General features: G+C 38.5%; 11 protein-coding genes. 6 read left to right on the forward strand and 5 right to left on the reverse strand.

Annotated elements, in window-relative coordinates:
- Positions 1 to 962 precede the first annotated feature (962 nt).
- Positions 963 to 1,118 carry a hypothetical protein gene (locus RMY32_RS14410; protein WP_322667452.1) on the reverse strand — a complete coding sequence of 52 codons (156 nt, stop codon included), beginning with the start codon at positions 1,116 to 1,118 and terminating at the stop codon, positions 963 to 965.
- A 109-nt stretch (positions 1,119 to 1,227) separates the two neighbouring features.
- On the opposite strand from RMY32_RS14410, the gene RMY32_RS14415 reads away from it, so the two are divergent.
- The 3 genes from RMY32_RS14415 (at position 1,228) to RMY32_RS14425 (ending at position 3,707) form a co-directional block, all read left to right on the forward strand.
- Positions 1,228 to 2,031 carry an SAM-dependent chlorinase/fluorinase gene (locus RMY32_RS14415; RefSeq protein ID WP_322709117.1) on the forward strand — a complete coding sequence of 268 codons (804 nt, stop codon included), beginning with the start codon at positions 1,228 to 1,230 and terminating at the stop codon, positions 2,029 to 2,031.
- Between the two features lie 330 nt (positions 2,032 to 2,361).
- Entirely contained in the window at positions 2,362 to 3,018 is a 657-nt protein-coding gene (locus tag RMY32_RS14420; RefSeq protein ID WP_322709118.1) for a DUF2301 domain-containing membrane protein, read from the forward strand.
- Complete coding sequence (locus RMY32_RS14425; protein WP_322709119.1) at positions 3,018 to 3,707, forward strand: ElyC/SanA/YdcF family protein; 690 nt, start codon at positions 3,018 to 3,020, stop codon at positions 3,705 to 3,707. Before RMY32_RS14420 ends, RMY32_RS14425 begins: the two co-directional genes overlap by 1 nt.
- Positions 3,708 to 3,833: 126 nt before the next feature.
- Here RMY32_RS14425 and RMY32_RS14430 read toward each other — a convergent pair whose 3' ends face one another.
- Positions 3,834 to 4,970 (reverse strand): alpha/beta hydrolase, encoded by a 1,137-nt coding sequence (locus RMY32_RS14430; RefSeq protein WP_409883018.1) that lies wholly within the window; start codon positions 4,968 to 4,970, stop codon positions 3,834 to 3,836.
- 295 nt (positions 4,971 to 5,265) lie between these two features.
- On the opposite strand from RMY32_RS14430, the gene dprA reads away from it, so the two are divergent.
- The gene (gene dprA / locus RMY32_RS14435; RefSeq protein ID WP_322709121.1) at positions 5,266 to 6,405 is read left to right on the forward strand and encodes a DNA-processing protein DprA; all 1,140 of its coding nucleotides are present in this window, start codon (positions 5,266 to 5,268) and stop codon (positions 6,403 to 6,405) included.
- 387 nt (positions 6,406 to 6,792) lie between these two features.
- Here dprA and RMY32_RS14440 read toward each other — a convergent pair whose 3' ends face one another.
- From RMY32_RS14440 to RMY32_RS14450, 3 genes are all read right to left on the reverse strand, one after another.
- Positions 6,793 to 7,806 (reverse strand): DnaJ C-terminal domain-containing protein, encoded by a 1,014-nt coding sequence (locus tag RMY32_RS14440; RefSeq protein WP_322709122.1) that lies wholly within the window; start codon positions 7,804 to 7,806, stop codon positions 6,793 to 6,795.
- 122 nt (positions 7,807 to 7,928) lie between these two features.
- Positions 7,929 to 8,498, reverse strand: a complete 570-nt coding sequence (locus tag RMY32_RS14445; RefSeq protein WP_322709123.1) for an AAA family ATPase — start codon at positions 8,496 to 8,498, stop codon at positions 7,929 to 7,931.
- 71 nt (positions 8,499 to 8,569) lie between these two features.
- Positions 8,570 to 9,859 (reverse strand): glucose-1-phosphate adenylyltransferase, encoded by a 1,290-nt coding sequence (locus tag RMY32_RS14450; RefSeq protein ID WP_322709124.1) that lies wholly within the window; start codon positions 9,857 to 9,859, stop codon positions 8,570 to 8,572.
- 1,255 nt (positions 9,860 to 11,114) lie between these two features.
- Here RMY32_RS14450 and RMY32_RS14455 point away from each other — a divergent pair.
- A complete protein-coding gene (locus RMY32_RS14455) occupies positions 11,115 to 14,192 on the forward strand; it encodes an amino acid adenylation domain-containing protein (RefSeq protein WP_322709125.1) in 3,078 nt (1,025 codons plus the stop codon).
- Between the two features lie 560 nt (positions 14,193 to 14,752).
- On the forward strand, positions 14,753 to 20,101 hold the full coding sequence (locus tag RMY32_RS14460; RefSeq protein WP_409883057.1) for an AAA family ATPase: 5,349 nt from the start codon (positions 14,753 to 14,755) through the stop codon (positions 20,099 to 20,101).
- The last annotated feature ends 187 nt before the right edge of the window (positions 20,102 to 20,288 follow it).

The raw sequence follows: 20,288 nt of genomic DNA on the forward strand, positions 1-20,288 counted from the left end.
TCTTGCAGCCTTTCAACCAATATGATTGACATCGGATGGTGCGGGGACAGCCGAAAATGCTTGTTTGTCCAAAGGCGAATCCTGAGTTTGCCGAATTTTGCATCTAATAGCTCAATGGTTTGTGTTGGTTCTGACCAAGTATTGGCGTCATTGAGTTTAAACTTGACCATACTGTATGGTCTCCTGCCAAAATGATACGTCCTTGTTTTGGTATTTTTTTACTGTACAGCCTCATCAACTTGTTGCGTTTTGGTCTTGTATCCTGTATCGCTTCATATATACTTGACCATTGACGACGGAATACTGGACACATTGATAAATCTGCCAAGCTGTACGCTTTGCGTGACAGTAACACTGCATCCATCAATTCAAAAGTTGCATCTTTAGCTCGGCATAAACATTCATATGCTGCTTGACGGAATTCCCTTAGTTGTGCAAAAACATCCATAACGGGGTAGATGGAAATTGGTTGTGCTTTTTTCATCTTCCGTTACGGGGTGCTTGTTATTACAGGCATCCCTTTATTTTTTCCACTAGCTGCTAAAAACACGATCGCTCTTTTTTAGTCTAAAGTCCAGAGTAGACCGCAACTATGGCGTAGCCTGCGAAGTTTGTTTCCCATCTGGCTGATTTTGGTTGATTTTTGGAGTTTATAAATAAGATAATCTGATCATTTTCCCAGACAATCGGCTTTTTTCCATTCCTCCAAAAACGGTATCGTACACTACTATTTTTTAGCGATCGCTACGCCCGCCGAACGCGAGTGCGTCTCGTAGAGAAGGCATCGCTGAAGTTTTCGGTCTACTGAATGTAAGGTTGAAGGAACTTTCGCTTAGTGGAATCAATCTCGTCGCTTGAGTAAGGATGATAAGCTTTTATAGCTGTTGCCAGAAAACCTCCTAAAAAGAAAAAACCCGCCGTAGCGGGTTACACAACAAAACTATGAACAATGAAAACTTGATTTAGCTGGAATACCTCATTTCAGCTTCCAGTTGACGAATTAGCTGCTCGTCGCCTTTTGCTCTAGCTATTTCCAAGCGATGCTCTAGGCTTTTTTGAATATTCGCTCTGTGAGTTTCTCGTGATTTGCTCAAACTTTGTAGTCTATTTTGACTCATAGTGATTACCTGCTTTAGTTTTTCAATTTATGTCTTGTATTCCTAACATAACACACATTTTGTAGCTGTTGCTACAGAAAATATATTTTTTATATAATTTGGCTAAAATATGTCTAATAACCAGATAGATAAACAACCACTCGTGACTTTACTGAGCGATTTTGGTGATCGCGATGTTTATGTAGGCATAATCAAGGGAGTCATAGCCCAAATCAACCCCAGACTGACGGTGGTAGATTTAACGCACCAAATTCCACTGCAAGACATCAAAGCAGCCCGGTTTAGCCTGATGAATGCTTATGCCTATTTCCCAGTTGGGACAGTGCATCTGGCAGTAGTAGATCCAGGTGTGGGAAGCAAGCGACGAGCGATCGCAGTAGAATTTGCTCAAGGGTTTTTGGTCGGGCCAGATAATGGTATATTCAGCGGGGTACTGAATCAAAGTCTGGCGATCGCAGCCGTCGAACTTACAAATCTTAATTATTGGCGCACTCCTCAACCAAGCAAAACTTTTCACGGTAGGGATATCTTTGCACCAGTCGCAGCTAATCTTGCTAGTGGTGTCCCCCTCAAACAGCTAGGGCAAGAAATCGATTTAGTAAGTTTGGTAAACCTGGATATAGGCAACTGCAAGCAGACAACCACTGGTGTAGTAGGTTGCATTCAATATATTGACCACTTTGGCAACTTAGTGAGTAACATTCCAGCCAGTTACGTGCAAGGTAAAAGTTGGTATGTGCAAGTTGCAGGATTGAGTGTATCAGGCTGTGAAACTTACAGTGAGGTGAAACTGGGAGAGATACTAGCTTTAGTTGGCAGTCACGGTTGGGTAGAAATTGCCATTAATTGCGGAGATGCTCACTCACAATTACAGATTAATTTACAAGATCCGTTAGAAGTGTTGTTTTTTTAAGACAATCAGACCAGTGAATCTTGCTAAAGTTAAGACAGTGAAAAATTACCAGGCTGCAAAGTGCCTGTTGCTAATTTGTGGTCAAGTCAAAAAAAGGGGAAAATTCTAGATATAAAAAGGAGCGTGGGCAACTACACACCACTTAAAAACAAGCATTTTCATTCACCGTAGGCAGTGCCAATTTGACAAAAATTTCCAGAAAGCAACTGCTAAAAGATGTAAGTTGAAAAATGGTGACATGAAGTTGCCTTATTGCTCATAATAATAAAAGTAACCCTTGAGCAATTTCCTGTTGTACTCTACTAGAGAATCATAATTCTATTCTTAGCTATGACTACACAAACACTCTCTGCACCAGAAGTTTATCAAGGTCAGTTTGGGGAATTTACAATTACTCAAAGCGATCGCACTGGCGTAATTATCTATCGCGCTGGGTTAATGGTAGCAGCACTGAGCTTTGCCATTGGCAGCGCCTTGATTTTACTCAACAATAACCCAATTGTTGTAACTTTACTGACACCTCTATATGCTTGTTTTAGTCTGGCTCTTGGTGTAAGTTTATTTACCATCCATATTTACATGGCATCACTGCACCGAGCATTGCAAGTTTTTTGGGCAATTGGTAGTATCGCATCAGTGATTCTGGCGATCGCTAGTAGTGAACCTTTAGCTCTTGCGATTTACAATCAGCCAATTACCTTATTGGGAGTTGGTTTTATTTTCGTCGCTTTAACAGGTATTTATTTTAAAGAGGCTTTTTGCTTCAATCGCCTGGAAACCAAAGTATTAACCCCAATTGTACCGCTACTGTTGTTAGGACATTTGGTAGGAATTTTACCAACTCAGGGAGAAAGCATTTTATTAGGAACTTGGGCGATATTATTTTTAGTGTTTGCCCTGCGAAAGACAGTCCAAGCAATTCCTGCTGATATTGGAGATAAATCTGTGTTTAGCTACTTGAAAGAACAACGTTTAGCTAAGGGTTAATGCAGATAAAAAATCGTCGGTGTCAAAAATTTCCTAAAATCAAATTAATCAAACGCCAAGAAATGTGGACACTTACGGCTCAAGGGTGGGCGATTGCGATCGCTTTGATTGTTTATTTAATATTTTTCATTTTTACTCATGTACACTCATTTCTCGCCGTAACTTCCCCGATCCAATCAGCAGAAGTATTAGTTGTTGAAGGATGGCTACCAGATTACGCTATAGAAGAAGCTTTGACTGAATTTCAAAACGGTTCTTATCATCAAATAATTACTACCGGAGGTACATTAGGAAAAGGAAGTTATCTTACCGGATACAAGAACTTTGCAGACGTGTCGGCTGACACCTTCATAAAACTCGGTTTAGAAGCAGAAAAAGTAGTAGCCGTTCCGACACCTTTTGTGGTTAAAGATCGTAGTTATGCATCTGCTGCGGAATTTGAGCGTTGGCTATCCAATTCAAATTTAAAGATAGAATCGATTAATGTTTTTTCTTTGGACGTTCATGCCCGTAGGAGTTGGTTTCTTTTTAAAAAAATACTTAACCCTCAAATTAATGTTGGTGTGATTGCTGCGACAACACAAGATTATAATCCAAACAAATGGTGGAATTCTAGCGAAGGCGTGCGGATGGTTATTGATGAAGGTATAGCTTATCTTTATGCACGGTTTTTAAATTGGAAAGCCTAATAGTTATAATTCGTAATTCGTAATTCGTAATGACGCTCGTGGACTCGCTACCGCTACGCTAACGTAATTGGTAATTCCCAGATCCCCTACTTCTCAAAGAAATCGGGGATCTATCTGCTGAAGTGCTTACTTACCCAGGATTTGTAATAATGCTTGCCGATAAATTTTCAAACCCTCTGCATTCAGATGGTCGCCATCACTGGTTAAATTTTCTTTAAGAACATTATTTTCATATAATGGTGCTAGTCCGGCTGCGGCAACTGGCACTTTTTCTGTTTCAGCCACTTGATTAATCAAAACATTAATTTGTTCAACTCTCTTAAGTGGGGCTGCTACTGTTGGATCTGAGCTTGCTGCCACTGTCGAATAAAAAGCCGGAATTAGAAAAATCTCTTTAGTTCCCATTGTGCGGATAAGTGCGATCGCCTCTTGGAGATTTTTGCTAAATAACTCATCACTGATTTGATACAAAGCATCATTTCCACCGATGGCAATAATGGCTTTTTCGCATTTCACCTTGGTAGGAATTAAACTTTTGAGTTGTTCTAGTAATGAGATTGTACTCAGACCATTTAACCCAAAATTAAAAGTACCACTCCCAAGGGTATTGCCAAGTCCAGCCGAAATAGAATCGCCAAATAAGCAACCTGAGAACTGTTTATCCTGGGCGGCAAGTGTTTGATATTGTAGGGCAACTTTCCCTAAAGGTGAAGAACTTACGTCATCTTTCGGCGGCGCATCAGCAGAACTAGCAGAGGAATTTGCCATATCGACTAGCTTCTGAATTTTTGACACATCAATAACTAGTCGATCGCTGGGATAAGCTTCTAGAAAGGTGGTTATTCCTAAACCTTCTGGCGATCTTGCTCCGACGATCAGGGCAGATCGTAGTGCTTGTATACTAGCTCGATCGCGACGAGCGATCGCACCGGATGCAAAAGATAAAATTTGCTTGCCCATTCCTGTGTTTACCAGCTTATCTAAAGCCACAATATCAAGCGACATTTTCACTTGAAGGGCTTCTTGAAATTTCTGTTTCTCTTTAGCGCTGAGGTAATCTAGAAAAGATTTCAGATCGGCAGAAACTTTTTGTGTCTCGTCATAGTTGCGTATATCTGCCACCGGGATCGATTGCTCAAACAATCCGTATCTGACGGTAACTTTTTCGGCTGCCAAACTAGGTAATAAACCAAGGCCACTATGTACCAGTAAAAATATTAAGCACCCAGATAGGCTTATTAGAACACGATAGAAATATTTCATCACAGAAGATAAGAAGATAGATAGTCAATAGTTAATAGTCAAGAGTCAAGAGTCAAAAGTCAAGGGGAATTGGGAATTGGGCATTGGGCATTGGGCATGGAGAAGAGACAAGGTAGACAAGGAAGAGGGGGGAGACTTGGGAGAGACTGGTTCAATAATTCCTCCTTGTCTCCCTTGTCTCCTTGTCTCCTTGTCTCCCTTCCCTGCTCCCCCTGCTCCCCCTGCCCCCTCATCTCCACATCAACAGCCAACCCTAATTTGGGAATACTCAATCCAGTGGCGTGAGGATAGAACGGTGGTAGAAGAAGGCGCATATTGGCTAGCTTGGGCACAAATTTCGGGAATTGGGCCAGTATTACTGCGACGGCTACAACAGCATTTTGGCACGCTGGCAACAGCTTGGAACGCTACTAAGGTACAGTTAGGAGAAGTAGAGGGTTTTGGTTTTCAGACACTAGAAAAAGTAGTACAACAGCGATCGCGTTTGCACCCAGAACAACTATTCACCAAGCACCAACAGGAAAACTCTCATTTCTGGACGCCAGCAGATGCAGATTATCCCCGTTTACTGCTAGAAACTCCGAGTCCACCGCCAATTTTGTACTATCGCGGTGAAGTCGAACTCCAAGAAAATCTCGGACAAAAACCAATGGTTGGGATTGTCGGAACCCGCCAACCCTCAGAATACGGTATCCGTTGGACTCGCCAAATTAGTACAGCTTTGGCTAAAAATGGCTTTACAGTCGTTTCTGGTATGGCAGAGGGAATTGACACTGAAAGCCACATCGCCGCCATGAAAGCAGGTGGACGAACGATCGCAGTTTTGGGAACTGGTGTAGATGTTATCTATCCACATAAAAATCGGGATTTGTACAAGCAAATTTTAGCTGCGGGGTTAGTTGTAAGTGAGTACCCGACAAAAACTCCACCCGATCGGACTCATTTTCCCCGTCGCAACCGGATTATTGCAGGCTTAAGCCGCGCCATTCTAGTAATGGAAGCGCCTTTAAAATCTGGTGCCTTAATTACTGCTACCTACGCAAATGAATTTGGTAGAGATGTCTATGCATTACCTGGAAGACTTGACGATTATCCATCCCAAGGATGCTTAAAGTTACTGAATCAGGGAGCAACTTTCATTCTTAAGGAACTAGACGAACTGTTAACAATGCTAGGAGCAATACCACAAATTGATGCGATTGAAGCTTCTACAGCACCAGAACAGTTAATGCCAACTTTATCGCCAGAATTGCAAACAGTAATGAATGCGTTCGCCGCAGGCGTGCCGGAGGCACTCGCAAGTGATGCTTTACCCTTCGATTTTATTGTCCAACAAACTGGTATGGCTGCTGGCTCAGTTTCCAGTGCTTTGTTAGAGTTGGAACTTATGGGTTTTATTTCGCAACTACCAGGTATGCGGTATCAAAAAAGTTAAGAATTAAAAGATAACAACATTATTTAGCTTTGTTTTTAGCAATTAAATCATCAGATTTCTGCCAATATAAGAATACAATTTTTATATAAAAACAAACTACTTAAAGTAAAGAATCAGCGGGCTTTTGAATACCAAGTAGAACTATTGTGCCTCGAAATACAACTCCAAGGCTAATAGTTCAAATTCTCTTAACTGGACTAAACAACAATTTATCTCAAGTTCGGTTAAAACTTGCTCGAAAATGATTCAAGTCCACTTAAGTGAACAGTAGCTCAAAGCCGCAGAACTTAAGTTCTAGACAGGATGTGGTTTAGCATAATACTTTGACTGTTACCAAAATGTGGGTAATGATGAGATTTTCAATTATGGGGATTCTCTTTTTGCTTGTTAAAGCCTAAATTGGTTCAGATGACTACGGGGATTATAAGTACGTATAGCCCGGATTTTTTCATAATATTCCCGCTCTTGTTGGCTGAGGTCTTTTGGTGGAACGATCGCCACTTTCACCAACTGATCGCCGCGTCCACCTTTGGAGAGGGGCCAACCTTTGCCACGTAAACGTAGAGATTGCCCAGAACGCACTCCTGCTGGTAGTTTGACATTAACTGAACCATCGGGAGTGGGTACATCAATAGATGCTCCCAGAGTCGCTTCATCTGGTGTGATTGGCACTTCGCATACCAAGTTATCGCCTTCCATTTGAAAGAAGGTGTGCGGCTGAAGTTCGACTTTTAAGTATAAATCTCCCCGTTGTTGAGTCATGGGGTTAATCTGACCTTTGCCCCGCACCCGCAGGCGAGTACCAGTTTTAGCCCCAGATGGGATGTTGACATCTATTGTTTCATTACCTAAACTGAAGCGCTTTTTCACACCATTAAATGCTTCAGCAAAAGTTAGAGCGATCGCAGCTTCGCTATCCTGGGCAGTACCCACACCTCCATCTTGAAACCCAAAATCGTTAAAGCTGCTGCTAAAATGAGTTGAGGTACCCGGAGAAGTGCGGTAAGAGTGACTTCGTGCCTGACTTTGGCGCGCCCCACCACGAGGGGGAGAACCACCAAAGCGTCCTAGCAACTCATTAATGAACTCATCAAAATTGCCGTATTGACTAAAGTCAAAATTACCCATATCGGGAGCAGCACCACCAGATGGGAAACCTTCACCAGCTTGTTTCCAATATTGACCGAATTGGTCGTACTTTTTGCGTTTATCTGGGTCTGATATAACTTCGTAGGCTTCGCTAACTTCTTTGAAGCGTGCTTCTGCCTGTTTGTTGTTTGGGTTGACATCAGGATGGTATTTGCGGGCTAGTTTACGAAAGGCTTGTTTAATTTCCTCTGAACTGGCAGTCTTACTGACTCCCAAAATAGCGTAATAGTCCTTGAAGTCGGTTGCAGCCATCTACCAGCCTCCTAATTAGAAATTCCCGTTATGTTTTTTTGAAGATGAAAGATATTTAATTTGCCTGGTTATAGTGCCAAACAAAAAGAATCTGATTTCAAATTAACAAAAAATATAGAAAATCAAGTGTGGTTCTTGCTCACCAAGGAATCGCAATTCCCGTACTCCGATTTTTCTGATAAGCGGCTGAGGCTGTCTAGTCCTTCTTCGCGGCTTGGGGGAGCATCCCGAAGTTGACGGTGCATCCGCAAAATAATTTCTTCTGGAACTTGGCGCGATCGCCTTTTATTCCGTGCCAAACACAGCCAAACTGGTGTATCCACCCAAATTCCCCTAATGTAGGTAAAGCCCTGGTTACGGGCGAAAGCAATCACTTCACGACGGTGACGGCGCTGGGCATTGGTGGCATCAAAAATAGCTGTATTAGTTGTAGAAATAGCTTGCTGAAATTGCCGCTCAATTTCGCGCCAAATCAGTAGCCACGGCCCTTGAACGGCTTGGGAACCGAACAATTGCCCCCGAATGGCATCGGTAGAAATTAGCGCCATTTGGGGGCATTCTGCCAGTAATTGTTTTGCCAAAGTTGACTTACCACTACCTGGAAGACCAATCAGTAAAAAAAGTGAGGAGTGAGAAGTTAGAAGTGAGGAATTAAAAGTGATGAGTGAGGAGTAATCAGAATTTTTAGTCATTAACTCATAACTCCTAACTATCAAAATTTTTAGTCATTAACTCATAACTCCTAACTCCTAACTCCTAACTATCAAATGATAGTTCCATCAGGAATTACAGCATTTTTCAGTACGACAACTATGCCACTACGGATGTAGAAACCTTGACTTTCTCGGTCAGCTTCTTGCACGTTATCTTTATTGATGATTTTGACATCGTGACCGATGCTAGCATTTTTATCAACGATCGCACCGCGAATAATCGAGTCAGTACCAATACCTACAGGAATTTCACCTTTTTCTAGGTTACATTGGCGTTCTACAAAAGGTTGATAAAAATCTGCACCCATCAGTAGGGACTCTTCGATCACACAACCAGATTCAATTCGCGATCGCACTCCCAACACTGAATGTTGAATGCGGCAATTTTTCAAAATGCAACCTTCGCCAATAATTGATTCTGTGATTTGGCATTCTAAAAGTTTACTTGGAGGCAAGTAACGAGCGCGGGTATAAATTGGCGCTTCTTCATCGTAGAAACTAAAGGGTGGCTGAGGCTGCTGAGTGAGGGCTAAATTGGCATGATAAAATGCTTCGATTGTTCCAATATCTTCCCAGTAGTCATCAAAAAGGTAAGCTTGAACGTTGTAATCTTTAGAGGCATCAGGAATAATTTCTTTGCCGAAATCAGTCCTTTCTGTACCTTCTCTCAACAACTTGAACAAAACCTCTTTTTTAAAGACATAAATCCCCATTGAAGCGATGTAGGGCTGTTGCTGGGCATGTTCTTTTGATAATCCCAGTACACTTGTATCAACTTGCATTTGGCGTAACGCTTCACCTTTGGGTTTTTCGCTAAAATCGATTACTCTACCAGAATCATCAATTTTCATCAAGCCAAAATCTGAGGCGCGGCGCTCATCAATGGGGATGACTGAGAGAGTAATATCAGCCCCCGTTTCCTTATGGCGCTGGATAAACTGGCGATAATCCATCCGGTACAGGTGATCGCCTGAGAGAATTAGATATTCTTCTACATCCCATTCTTCCATTAACCACAGGTACTGACGTACAGCATCCGCTGTACCTTGGAACCAGTTGGGGTTTTCTGGTGTTTGTTGTGCCGCTAGCACTTCCACAAACCCTTCATTAAAGCCAGTAAAGTTATAGGTACGGGCGATGTGACGATTCAGGGAAGCTGAGTTGAATTGTGTCAGGACGTAGATTTTGAATATTTCGGAATTTATGCAGTTACTAACAGGGATATCGATTAAGCGATACTTACCCGCTACTGGTACTGCTGGTTTAGCGCGTAGTTTGGTTAGTGGGTAAAGCCGAGTACCCGCGCCACCACCAAGGATGATTGATAATACTTTCTTCACAAAATTTCTCCTGACTGCCTTTCAACTCTCACTCTCAGTTTAGGACTGTCTGCCACCACAGGTAAGGGGGATCGTCTGATTCTTTGGGATGAATTTTACAGAATGCTACTGGTAATGGATAGTGGGGCGATCAGTAAAAATAGAACATTTGTATTATATCGATCTGAAAAATGTTAGGAACTGTTGGCTAAAATGCTCTCCCGTAGAAAACAAAAAGAAGATAGATATATTGAAATTTACTCTTGTCATTTTTGCATTGAATTAGCCATTAGATATTTAAAGCAGCATTTTGGTTTAGGTGACTATCTTCTGTTTTTGGGAACAACTTATTGACCTATTTGTGTATTTAGCTTGTGTTGCTACTCTTTATTGTGCTTATTCTAAATGCAACAACTGGAAACTGAAACGAACTAGATGCCAGAAATTGAGGCTTTGAGTTTTATTTTTAGTTTTTTCCACCTTCATAGAAGACTCTAACATGAAAGCGATCGCTAAAATACTTTCCCAAAAGTCCGCTCCTTTGATTAGTCTTGTAGCTACCAGTTTCTTAGTTAGACCAGATTCTCCGTCTGACCGCTTTAAATCTCCGTTGCAACACTTTAAGAGGTCAGCCCAAGAGCTTCATTTCTGGAGCGTTTTCTGCAAAAGTATAGTTTGCGTACAATTACTTAAATATTTAAAATTAAAATATTTATTTTATGAATAAATTAATTAGTGCAATAAAATTATTAATCAAATATTAATATAAAGTTTTATTAAAAATAAATGTAGACTTAATTTGATATTTTTACTTAAATATTTTTCTCTGCACTAATTATATTTATTTGATAAAGTTAAAGATTTGGCAAATTTCTAGATATTTCAGAATATTTTTGTCACAATGATTATCTATAAACCAAAATTTTTTTTAATCAACTTGCTTTGAGAAAATTACACAACATCTTAAGAAATGAAATCTTCTTTTTGTTTTTTTCTGTGCGTACTCTTCGCTCAGCCGCTGTGCATATATGTGTACTAAGCTGCGGCATCTACTTCTGAGAATGCGGTTTGTCAAAAACTAATTTTCACAAGTGAAATAGGATAGCTCTCACATCTCAAATTATAAATTAGCAGTATGGAGAACGCTGATGTAGTCATTATCAGGTTTTCCTTAGCTTTGCTTAGCTTTGCTTAGCTTTGATATTTAATTGTTGTCAGGGCGATTTTACCTACCTCTAAATTTGCATTTTTTGGATAAATCCGTATCGATATTCAAATGAAAACTCAAAATACCCAAGTCCATCAAACAATTGTTTCCTTAATCGAACTTAGTTGTCAAAAGTATCACGATGAACTGGCAGTAATTTTAGAAAATCGACAGTTTACTTATGGAGAATTACAGGATCGGGCAGAACATTTATATCAGTATTTAATAACACAAGGTTGCTTAAAACCTAACAGTTTAGTTGGACTGTGTATAGAACCTTCTTTTGAAATGATTATTGCTATCTATGCCATTTTGAAAGCAGGTGCAGCTTTTGTTCCCCTCGATCCAGATTTACCCCGCCAGAGACTCAGCTATATGATTGCTGATGCTAAATTAACCACGATTCTGACACAACAAAAGTTTGCTTTTGATATTGAGCCAGCAATGCGGCAGAGTGGTTTGAATGGACAAATGTATTTTTTGGATACTCCTGCTGTCTGGGAACAGTTAACTACACCCTTTGCATTGCCTTCACTAGTAGAGCCTGAGCAACTAGCTTACATTATTTATACCTCTGGCTCTACAGGTGTACCGAAGGGGGTAATGCTTACCCATCGAGGTTTATTAAATCTTGCTCAAGCTAGCTGTAGTACTTTTAATATCAAACCAGGCTTGCGTTTACTTCAGTTTGCCTCCATCAGTTTTGATGCAGCAGTGTGGGAATTAGTTACAGCATTATGTGGTGGGGCGACTTTGGTACTGGGTGCAAGAGAGCAAATGCTTCCTGGAAAACTATTAGCAAACTTCATGATGAGATACCAGGTACAATGGGTGATGTTACCCCCTTCTGTACTTGCAACACTGACACCTTTTTCCGACCAGCTACCTGATTTACAAATGGTAGTGGTAGGTGGTGAAGCTTGTCCCATATCACTTGCTAAAGCATGGGTTTCACCTCATACCCGCTTTTTTAATGCTTATGGGCCAACAGAAATAACAGTTTGTTGCACAATTTACGAATTTAAGCAACAGGATATGAGTCTGCCTATTGGTTATGCATTGCCAAATGTAGAACTTTACATTTTGGATGAAGAATTTAAACTTTGTATTCGTGGTGAAAAGGGTGAGTTATATGTAGGTGGTTTAGGAATAGGAAAAGGCTATCTAGATAAACCTGAGATTACAAGTACTCGTTTTTTAGACAACCCTTTTGGTTTGGGCAAAATATACAAAACTGGTGATATCGTTTACGAAGATCCGCACGAACTTGGGCTGTTACACTATGCTGGCAGATCAGATCATCAGGTAAAAATTCGGGGCAAGCGTATAGAAATAGAAGCAATTGAAATGATACTTGCCCAGCATCCTGGGGTACAAACAAATGCAGTCAAAGCAATTAGAACTTCACGGATAGAACGTAGCGATGTGACAGAAAATTATGGCGTATCAATGCTTGTTGCATATATTGTCCCTAAAACTGGACAGTTTTTGATAGAAAAGCACCTGCAACGCTTTGCTGCTGAACAACTACCAGATTACATGGTACCTGCGCGGTTTGTTTTTATGGACGAATTGCCTTTATTACCTAATCGCAGTAAAGTAGACCGAAATGCTTTACCAAAACTGCCAGAAACCTCATCTTTCCTGACTGATACGATGGATGGCTCTCTCAAAATAGCGGTAGTTTTTGATGAAGCTTTAGAGTTACCTACTGGAACTTGCAAGCCTCACACGAATTTCTTTGAGGTAGGTGGTAGCTCACTTTGCATCGCTCATGTCTTGTATGCACTCGATCGCGATTTTGGTGTAACCCTTCCTTCTCGCTTAATTTATGAATATCCTACACCCTCGGGTTTAGCACAATTGTTAGAACAGTTTAAATTCAAAAACGAAAGTGCAGTTAATGATGGACATATTAACTTACAAGCAGAAGCCAGACTTTCTCCATATTTGAATACATCTATTTGGCAACAACCACCACAAGTTAAATATGACTGTGCATTAATTACAGGTACAACAGGTTTTCTAGGGGCACATTTGCTTTATGAACTGCTCATAAAAGGCAGCTATCGCAAAATTTATTGCTTGGTACGAGGAGAAAACGATGCAAATGCAATGGCAAGGCTGCGTGTAACTTTTATCCAATATCAGTTACCAACAACAATATTGGCGGAAGTACAAGTAATCGCTGGCGACATTCAGCAACCACAGTTGCAACTACCAACAATGTTATTTGACAAACTGGGTGAAGAAGTAGATCATATTTATCATGTAGCTGCTGACACTAATTACATCAAACCTTATTCGCTAATTAAAAAATCCAATGTAGATGGGACTGCGAATATTCTTACTTTAACAGCGCATCGTCGTCATAAAACACTGCATTACATATCTACTGTGTCTGTTTATGGAGCAGTAACTTCATTATTAAGTATAAATGAAGTTTCAGAAGATTTTGATATTGATTTTAGCCTACCAATTATGTCTGTAGAATACGGCTATGTACGGGCAAAATGGGCTGCCGAACGCATGGTCAAATCAACTAAAGAAAAAGGATTAGCAGTATCTATTTACCGTCCTGGTTTTATTTCTGGACACAGGCAAACAGGAGTTGCTAACCTTAACGACACATTCTACCGCTTTATTAGTGGTTGTATTGAGATGGGCATATATCCAGACTGGCCCGAAAAATATTGGACTCCTGTACCTGTGGACTATGTTGCTGCTGTCATTGCCCATATTTCTTTAGATGCAAAGCACACAGGTGGCAATTACAATATTGTTGTACCTCGAGAACAGGAATTAAGTAATACAGAAATATTTGAGTGCTTCAAGGAGTTGGGCTATCCTTTACAAAAAATTTCACCCAAAAACTGGTTGAATGCTCTCTCTAGTTTGTCAACAATTAATCCCTTGTATCCATTGACTTCTTTTTTTCAAGAAAAAGTGTATCAAAACCGTAGCACTATACTAGAAGTACACCATCGTACTCCTATATGCAAAGTAGATAACACCTTTGATGCTATGCAAAATTCGGGTATTTTATGCCCCAAAATTGACAAAGAACTAATGAAACAATACTTACCCAAATTTGATAAAAATTTTTCTACCAGAGAACTCCAGAATGTAACAGCCCTTAATTATTAGTGAAAAACTACATTCCCGATTTTTATAAGAAGTCGGGAATCTAGATATTTAATTTTTCACAAATTAAATAGAATTATATAGTAGAAATATCTTGAGTTTATGACTCAATCAAAAACATAGTTAACCTATTTTATCTACTATTTTATCTAAAACGCCTATTTTGCCGTAAACGCTGGCTGATGCTTGAAAACAGCGATGTCTGCGACAAGCTGCTAACAGCATCATTTATGCACGCTCGAAACCATTCACGAAATATCTGTAATTACATAAAGTTACATAAAAAAGAGTGCAAGATATCGCAACCGTAACTGAAGTAAAAAATAAAAATATATTGATACTTAATAATTACTTATTTCATGATAACTCTTTCTTATTGTATAGGTTTTTGTTTTTGACAACAATGAAAAATTTACTATGTCTTTTAATAAAAATATTTATTTGATTAAAAAATAGCAAAAGTGGGAATCATAAATACATAAATATACACAATTTGGTCTTTACTAAGAAGGGTAATGTCAATGCTCACATCTGGGTCAATTTCAGGGTACGATCTCAAAGAAATGCTCCATGAGGGAGATGATACAATTATTTATCGCGCTACATCACAACTTGACAAACAATCTGTAATTCTGAAAATTCTTAAAACAGATTATCCCTCCATAGATGCGATCGCTCGTCTGAAGCATGAATACAAAATTACAGAAAACCTGGATTTAGAAGCTGTTGTCAAAGTATTAAGACTCGAAACCCACGAAAATCGTTTAGCGATCGTATTTGAAGACTTTGATGGATATTCCCTTAAACAACTACTGATTACAGGCAAACAAGAGTTAAAGAGTTTTATTCGGATTGCAATTCAACTGGCACAAGCTTTAGTATCTGTACATACTTGCCAGATCATTCATAAAGATATTAAACCTGCCAACATTATCATCAATCCAAAAACTGGAGTTGTAAAGCTTACCGACTTTAGTATTGCCTCACGCCTCGATAAAGAAACAACGCAACTAGCTAACCCTAATCAACTAGAAGGTACCTTAGTTTATATATCACCGGAACAAACCGGGAGAATGAACCGTACTCTTGACTATCGGAGTGACTTTTATTCTCTTGGAGTTACCTTCTATGAAATACTTACCGGGCAATTACCTTTTCAAAGTTATGACCCATTAGAGTTAGTTTACTGTCATATTGCTAAACAACCTACGGAGATCGAAACATTAAACCCAGAAATACCGACTGCCATTTCGTCTATTGTCAATAAACTGATGGCGAAAAATGCTGAAGATCGTTACCAAACAGCTAAAGGACTCTTGGCAGATTTGGAAATCTGTCAAGAGCAGTTAGAAGCAACAGGTGAAATCATTGATTTCATACCTGGTCGTTTAGATGTTTTGAGTCAGTTGCTCATCCCTCAAAAGCTTTATGGCAGAGAAACTCAAGTTAACTCACTCTTAGAGGCTTTTGAGCGAGTCAGCCAAGGAAGCCGTGAACTTATATTAGTTTCTGGCTATTCAGGAATTGGTAAATCTTCTGTAGTAAATGAAGTCAATAAACCCATTACTCGCGCCAAAGGCTTTTTTATTAGTGGTAAGTTTGACCAATTCCAACGCAATATTCCCTATGCATCGCTGATTCAAGCTTTGAGTTCATTAATGCGGCAGCTGCTTACAGAAAATGCTATTAAACTTGAAACATGGCGTAGGGAAATCTTAGCCACCGTTAAATCACATGGACAAGTCATCATTGATGTAATTCCTGAAGTTGAATTAATTATAGGTAAACAACCAGAAGTAGTTCAACTGAGTGCGGTAGAATCACAAAACCGCTTCAATCGTGTTTTTAGTGAATTTATCCACATCTTCGCCAAAAAAGAACACCCCTTGGTTATCTTTTTAGATGACTTGCAATGGGCAGATTCAGCTACTTTAAAGTTAATAAAACTGCTAATTACTGACCATAATACTAAATATTTACTGTTGATTGGAGCCTATCGAGATAATGAAGTTAGCATTACACATCCCTTAATGGGAATAATAGAAGAAATAAATCAAAAGGGCACTGTTGTTAATAATATTATTTTACAAGCTCTTGCTATTGAAGACTTTAATTACTTAATCGCTGATACATTACATCAAAATCCAGATCCTATAAAATCATTAGTAGATTTACTCTACAATAAAACAGGAGGGAATCCATTTTTTTTAATACAGCTACTGCTGGTACTTTATCAAGATAATTTATTAAAATTTAACTTTGAAACTACTTTATGGGAGTGGGATATAGAAAAAATTCAAGCAATTGGTATTACTGATAAGAGTATAGTAGAACTGATTGCCAGCAGAATTAAAAACCTCCCACAAGCCACACAAGAAATATTAAAACTAGCAGCTTGTATTGGCAATAGATTTTCTCTAGATATACTTTCTATCGTCAGCGCAAAATCCATTACAAGTACGGCTAGTGAACTTTATTCTGCATTACAATGTGGGTTAATTTTGCCTTTAAGTGATGCTTATCGTATTCCCTTAGCTTTTGAACAAGAAGAATCTGTTAAACTAAATTTTGATTCTAAACAGATTAGTTATAAATTTTTGCACGATCGCATTCAGCAAGCTGCTTATTCACTGATTCCAGAAAATAATAAACAAGGAACTCATTTAAAAATAGGTCAGTTATTACTCCAACAGACACCTGCTGAATCGTTGACAGAAAATATTTTAGATATTGTGAACCAGCTGAATGTGGGTTTGGACTTATTGACTCAACAATCTGAAAAATATAATCTGGCAAAACTTAATCTTCTAGCTGGTAAAAAAGCCAAAGCAGCCACTGCTTACGAGTCTTCTGGTAGGTATTTAAATATAGGTTTAGAACTGTTAACAGTAGATAGTTGGAATCAATTTTATGATCTAACATTAAATTTATATATTGAGGCTACAGAAGCAGAGTATTTAAATGGTCATTTTGAAAATGCTCATACATTAGTAAATATTGCACTGAGTCAAGCAAATAGTACCTTAGATAAGGTTAAGTTGCATGAAATAAAAATGCTAATTTACATGGCACACAATCAGATGCTAGAAGTCCTAAAAATTGGTGTAAAAGCTCTTAAAGAGCTAGGAGTAATATTACCCAATAAACCTACAAAATTAAATGTTTTGTCAGCTTTAATTAAGACAAAACTAACACTAATAGGTAAACCGATAGAAGACTTAACTTTGTTACCTGAAATGTCTGATCCCTATAAACTAGCAGCTATGCAAATATTATTGCAAATTGTTCCAGCTGCTAGTCAGGCAGGATCTTTCCTTTTTGTATTAGCTGTATTTGCTATGGTCAGATTATCTGTAAAATACGGTAAATCACCTGTTTCGGCTTATGCTTATGCTGCTTATGGTACTATTCTATCTGATAAATTTAACCAAGTTGAAACAGGATATAAATTAGGAAAGCTAGCAATAGAGTTACTTTCAAACACGAATAATAACTCACTCAAAGCCACAGTTTACTTTGTACATAATGGCACAATTAGGTTTTATAAAGAGCATATTAAAGACACAATAGCACCACTCTTAGAAGGGATGCAGAGTGGATTAGAATTAGGAAATATAGAAAATGCTGGCTATTGTGCTGTAATTGCAGGCTATCATTCTTTGCTTTCTGGGGAAAACTTAGAGTTGGTAGATAAAAAAATATTGAGCTATGTCGAGTTGATGCAGAAGTTAAGGCTTGAATCTCTAGCAGCAGCTACAAGTGTTTTTAGACAAGCGACTTTAAATTTACAGGCAAAGTCATTGATGAAAACTGCTTTAATTGGCGAGGCTTTTGATGAAATGACAATGGCATCTGAAATAACTAAAAATTACTCTTTTAAAGGTTTTTACTATGGTTCTAAAACTATATTATGTTATTTATTTGAAGAATATGAACTAGCAATTGAAAATGCAATTATTGCTGAAGAGACTCATGCCGATAACGTTGGATTATTAATTTATACTGTTAATAATTTTTATTATTCTTTGGCTCTCATATCATTTTCTGAACAAGCTTTACCTTTGAAGAAAAAGCAATACTTAAAACAGGTAGTAGCGAATCAGCAGCAAATGAAAAAATGGGCAAAACAAGCACCATGTAACTTCCAGCACAAATATGAACTAGTGGAAGCAGAGAAAGCCAGAGTATTGGGTAAATTACAAGTGGCAATAGATTTATATGACTGTGCTATTGCTGGAGCTAAAAAAAATGGTTATATCCAAGAAGAGGCTTTGGGAAATGAACTAGCAGCAAAGTTTTATATCGGTTTAGGTAAAGAAAAAATTGCCAAAATGTACATGACTGAAGCTTATTATGGTTATATCAATTGGGGAGCTATAGCGAAAGTACAAGACTTGGATGAACGCTATACTAATTTTATAATTCGTAATCAAAATATTAAACAATTAGAAATAGATGTAACTAGAACTATTGCTACAACAAAAATAAATTACTCCCAAACTACAAGTAACAGCAATGGTGTCTTGGATTTAGCTACGGTAATAAAGGCTTCACAAGCCATTAGCAGCGAGATAGTTTTAGATAAATTGCTAAGTACTCTTTTAAATATAATTCTTGAAAATGCTGCTGCTCAAAAGGCTTGTCTGATTTTAGTTAAAGATAACGAATTATTTATAGAAGCAATCAATACTACAGAAAATTTCTCTATTATTCTGCAATCAACTCCGATTAAAGCAAGCCAAGATATTCCGATTTCAATAGTTAACTACGTTGCTAGAACCCAAGAAACTTTGGTGATAAATGATGCGATTTATCAGACTTTTTATCAATCAAATGTTTATATCCAACGCCATCAGCCAAAATCAATATTGTGCAGTCCTATTTTCTATCAGGGTAAATTTATTGGTATTTTGTACTTAGAAAATAAACTGATTGCAGGTGCATTTACATCAGAACGTGTCAATATATTGAATTTAATCACATCCCAAGCTGCTATTTCTTTAGAAAATTCTCGACTTTATCAGCAAGCTCAAGACTATGCTAAACAATTAGAATTTTCCCTGTCTGAACTCAAGCAAATGCAATTGCATCTTGTGCAGAGTGAAAAAATGTCTACTTTAGGTAATTTAGTATCAGGGATAGCACATGAAATTAATAATCCTATTGGTTTTATTATTGGTAACTTAAAACCTGCAAGTGAATATGTAAAAGACTTGTTAAAATTAATTAGCTTATATCAACATTACTATCCCCAACCTGTAGCAGAAATTACAGAAACAGTTGAAGAAGTAGACTTGGAGTATGTGCGTGAAGATTTACCTAAACTAATTACTTCGATGCAAGAAGGGATAAACCGTATTTATGATGTAAGCATAAGTTTGCGTACTTTTTCTAGAGGAGATACCCAAACAACAATTTTTTGCAATCTCTATGAAGTTATCGAAAGTACAATTTTGATTCTCAAACACCGTCTGAAAGCCTCACATATTCGTCCGGCGATTGAAGTAGTGAAAAATTATGATGACATCCCGTTAGTCCGGTGTTTTCCTGGCCAACTTAGTCAGGTATTTATGAACCTGCTTGCTAATGCTATTGATGCTTTGGAAGAGTCAAATATAGGGCGCAGTATAGATGAGATTAAGCTAAATCCTAATCGAATTACTCTAAGTACCAAGCTAAACGAAGACCAGAAGAGTGTGTTGATACGAATTAAAGATAATGGGATAGGAATGACCCCAGAAGTTAAGCAGAAAATTTTTGACCACTTATTTACTACCAAACCTGTTGGTAAAGGAACGGGTTTAGGATTAGCGATCGCACTTCAAATTATCATTGAAAAACATGGTGGAAGCATTGAGGTAAATTCTACGCTTGGGCAAGGAACAGAGTTTGTAATCCAGTTGCCAATATAGAGGATTTCTTGCTGAGTAACTTGGTCTACTAGCAGTCTAATGTTTCTGCCTTCTGAAGGACTTCCTTGCCCCACATTGACACAAGACCAAGCAATTGCCGTTGCGCTTAAGAAACTTAATAATACTCAGTCTTGCTGCTGTTTACTCATAATTAGAGCATAAAAGCTCTGGCGATCGCACACCAAAA

Origin of the sequence: Nostoc sp. ChiSLP03a, from assembly GCF_034531215.2 — a bacterium.
Classification (GTDB): Bacteria; Cyanobacteriota; Cyanobacteriia; order Cyanobacteriales; family Nostocaceae; genus Nostoc.

Coding starts and splice junctions, on each gene's coding strand:
- RMY32_RS14425 (WP_322709119.1), top strand. CDS start 3,018: ATGCAGATAAAAAATCGTCGGTGTCAAAAATTTCCTAAAATCAAATTA.
- RMY32_RS14410 (WP_322667452.1), bottom strand. CDS start 1,118: ATGAGTCAAAATAGACTACAAAGTTTGAGCAAATCACGAGAAACTCAC.
- RMY32_RS14430 (WP_409883018.1), bottom strand. CDS start 4,970: ATGAAATATTTCTATCGTGTTCTAATAAGCCTATCTGGGTGCTTAATA.
- RMY32_RS14455 (WP_322709125.1), top strand. CDS start 11,115: ATGAAAACTCAAAATACCCAAGTCCATCAAACAATTGTTTCCTTAATC.
- RMY32_RS14445 (WP_322709123.1), bottom strand. CDS start 8,498: ATGACTAAAAATTCTGATTACTCCTCACTCATCACTTTTAATTCCTCA.
- RMY32_RS14420 (WP_322709118.1), top strand. CDS start 2,362: ATGACTACACAAACACTCTCTGCACCAGAAGTTTATCAAGGTCAGTTT.
- RMY32_RS14415 (WP_322709117.1), top strand. CDS start 1,228: ATGTCTAATAACCAGATAGATAAACAACCACTCGTGACTTTACTGAGC.
- RMY32_RS14440 (WP_322709122.1), bottom strand. CDS start 7,806: ATGGCTGCAACCGACTTCAAGGACTATTACGCTATTTTGGGAGTCAGT.
- RMY32_RS14460 (WP_409883057.1), top strand. CDS start 14,753: ATGCTCCATGAGGGAGATGATACAATTATTTATCGCGCTACATCACAA.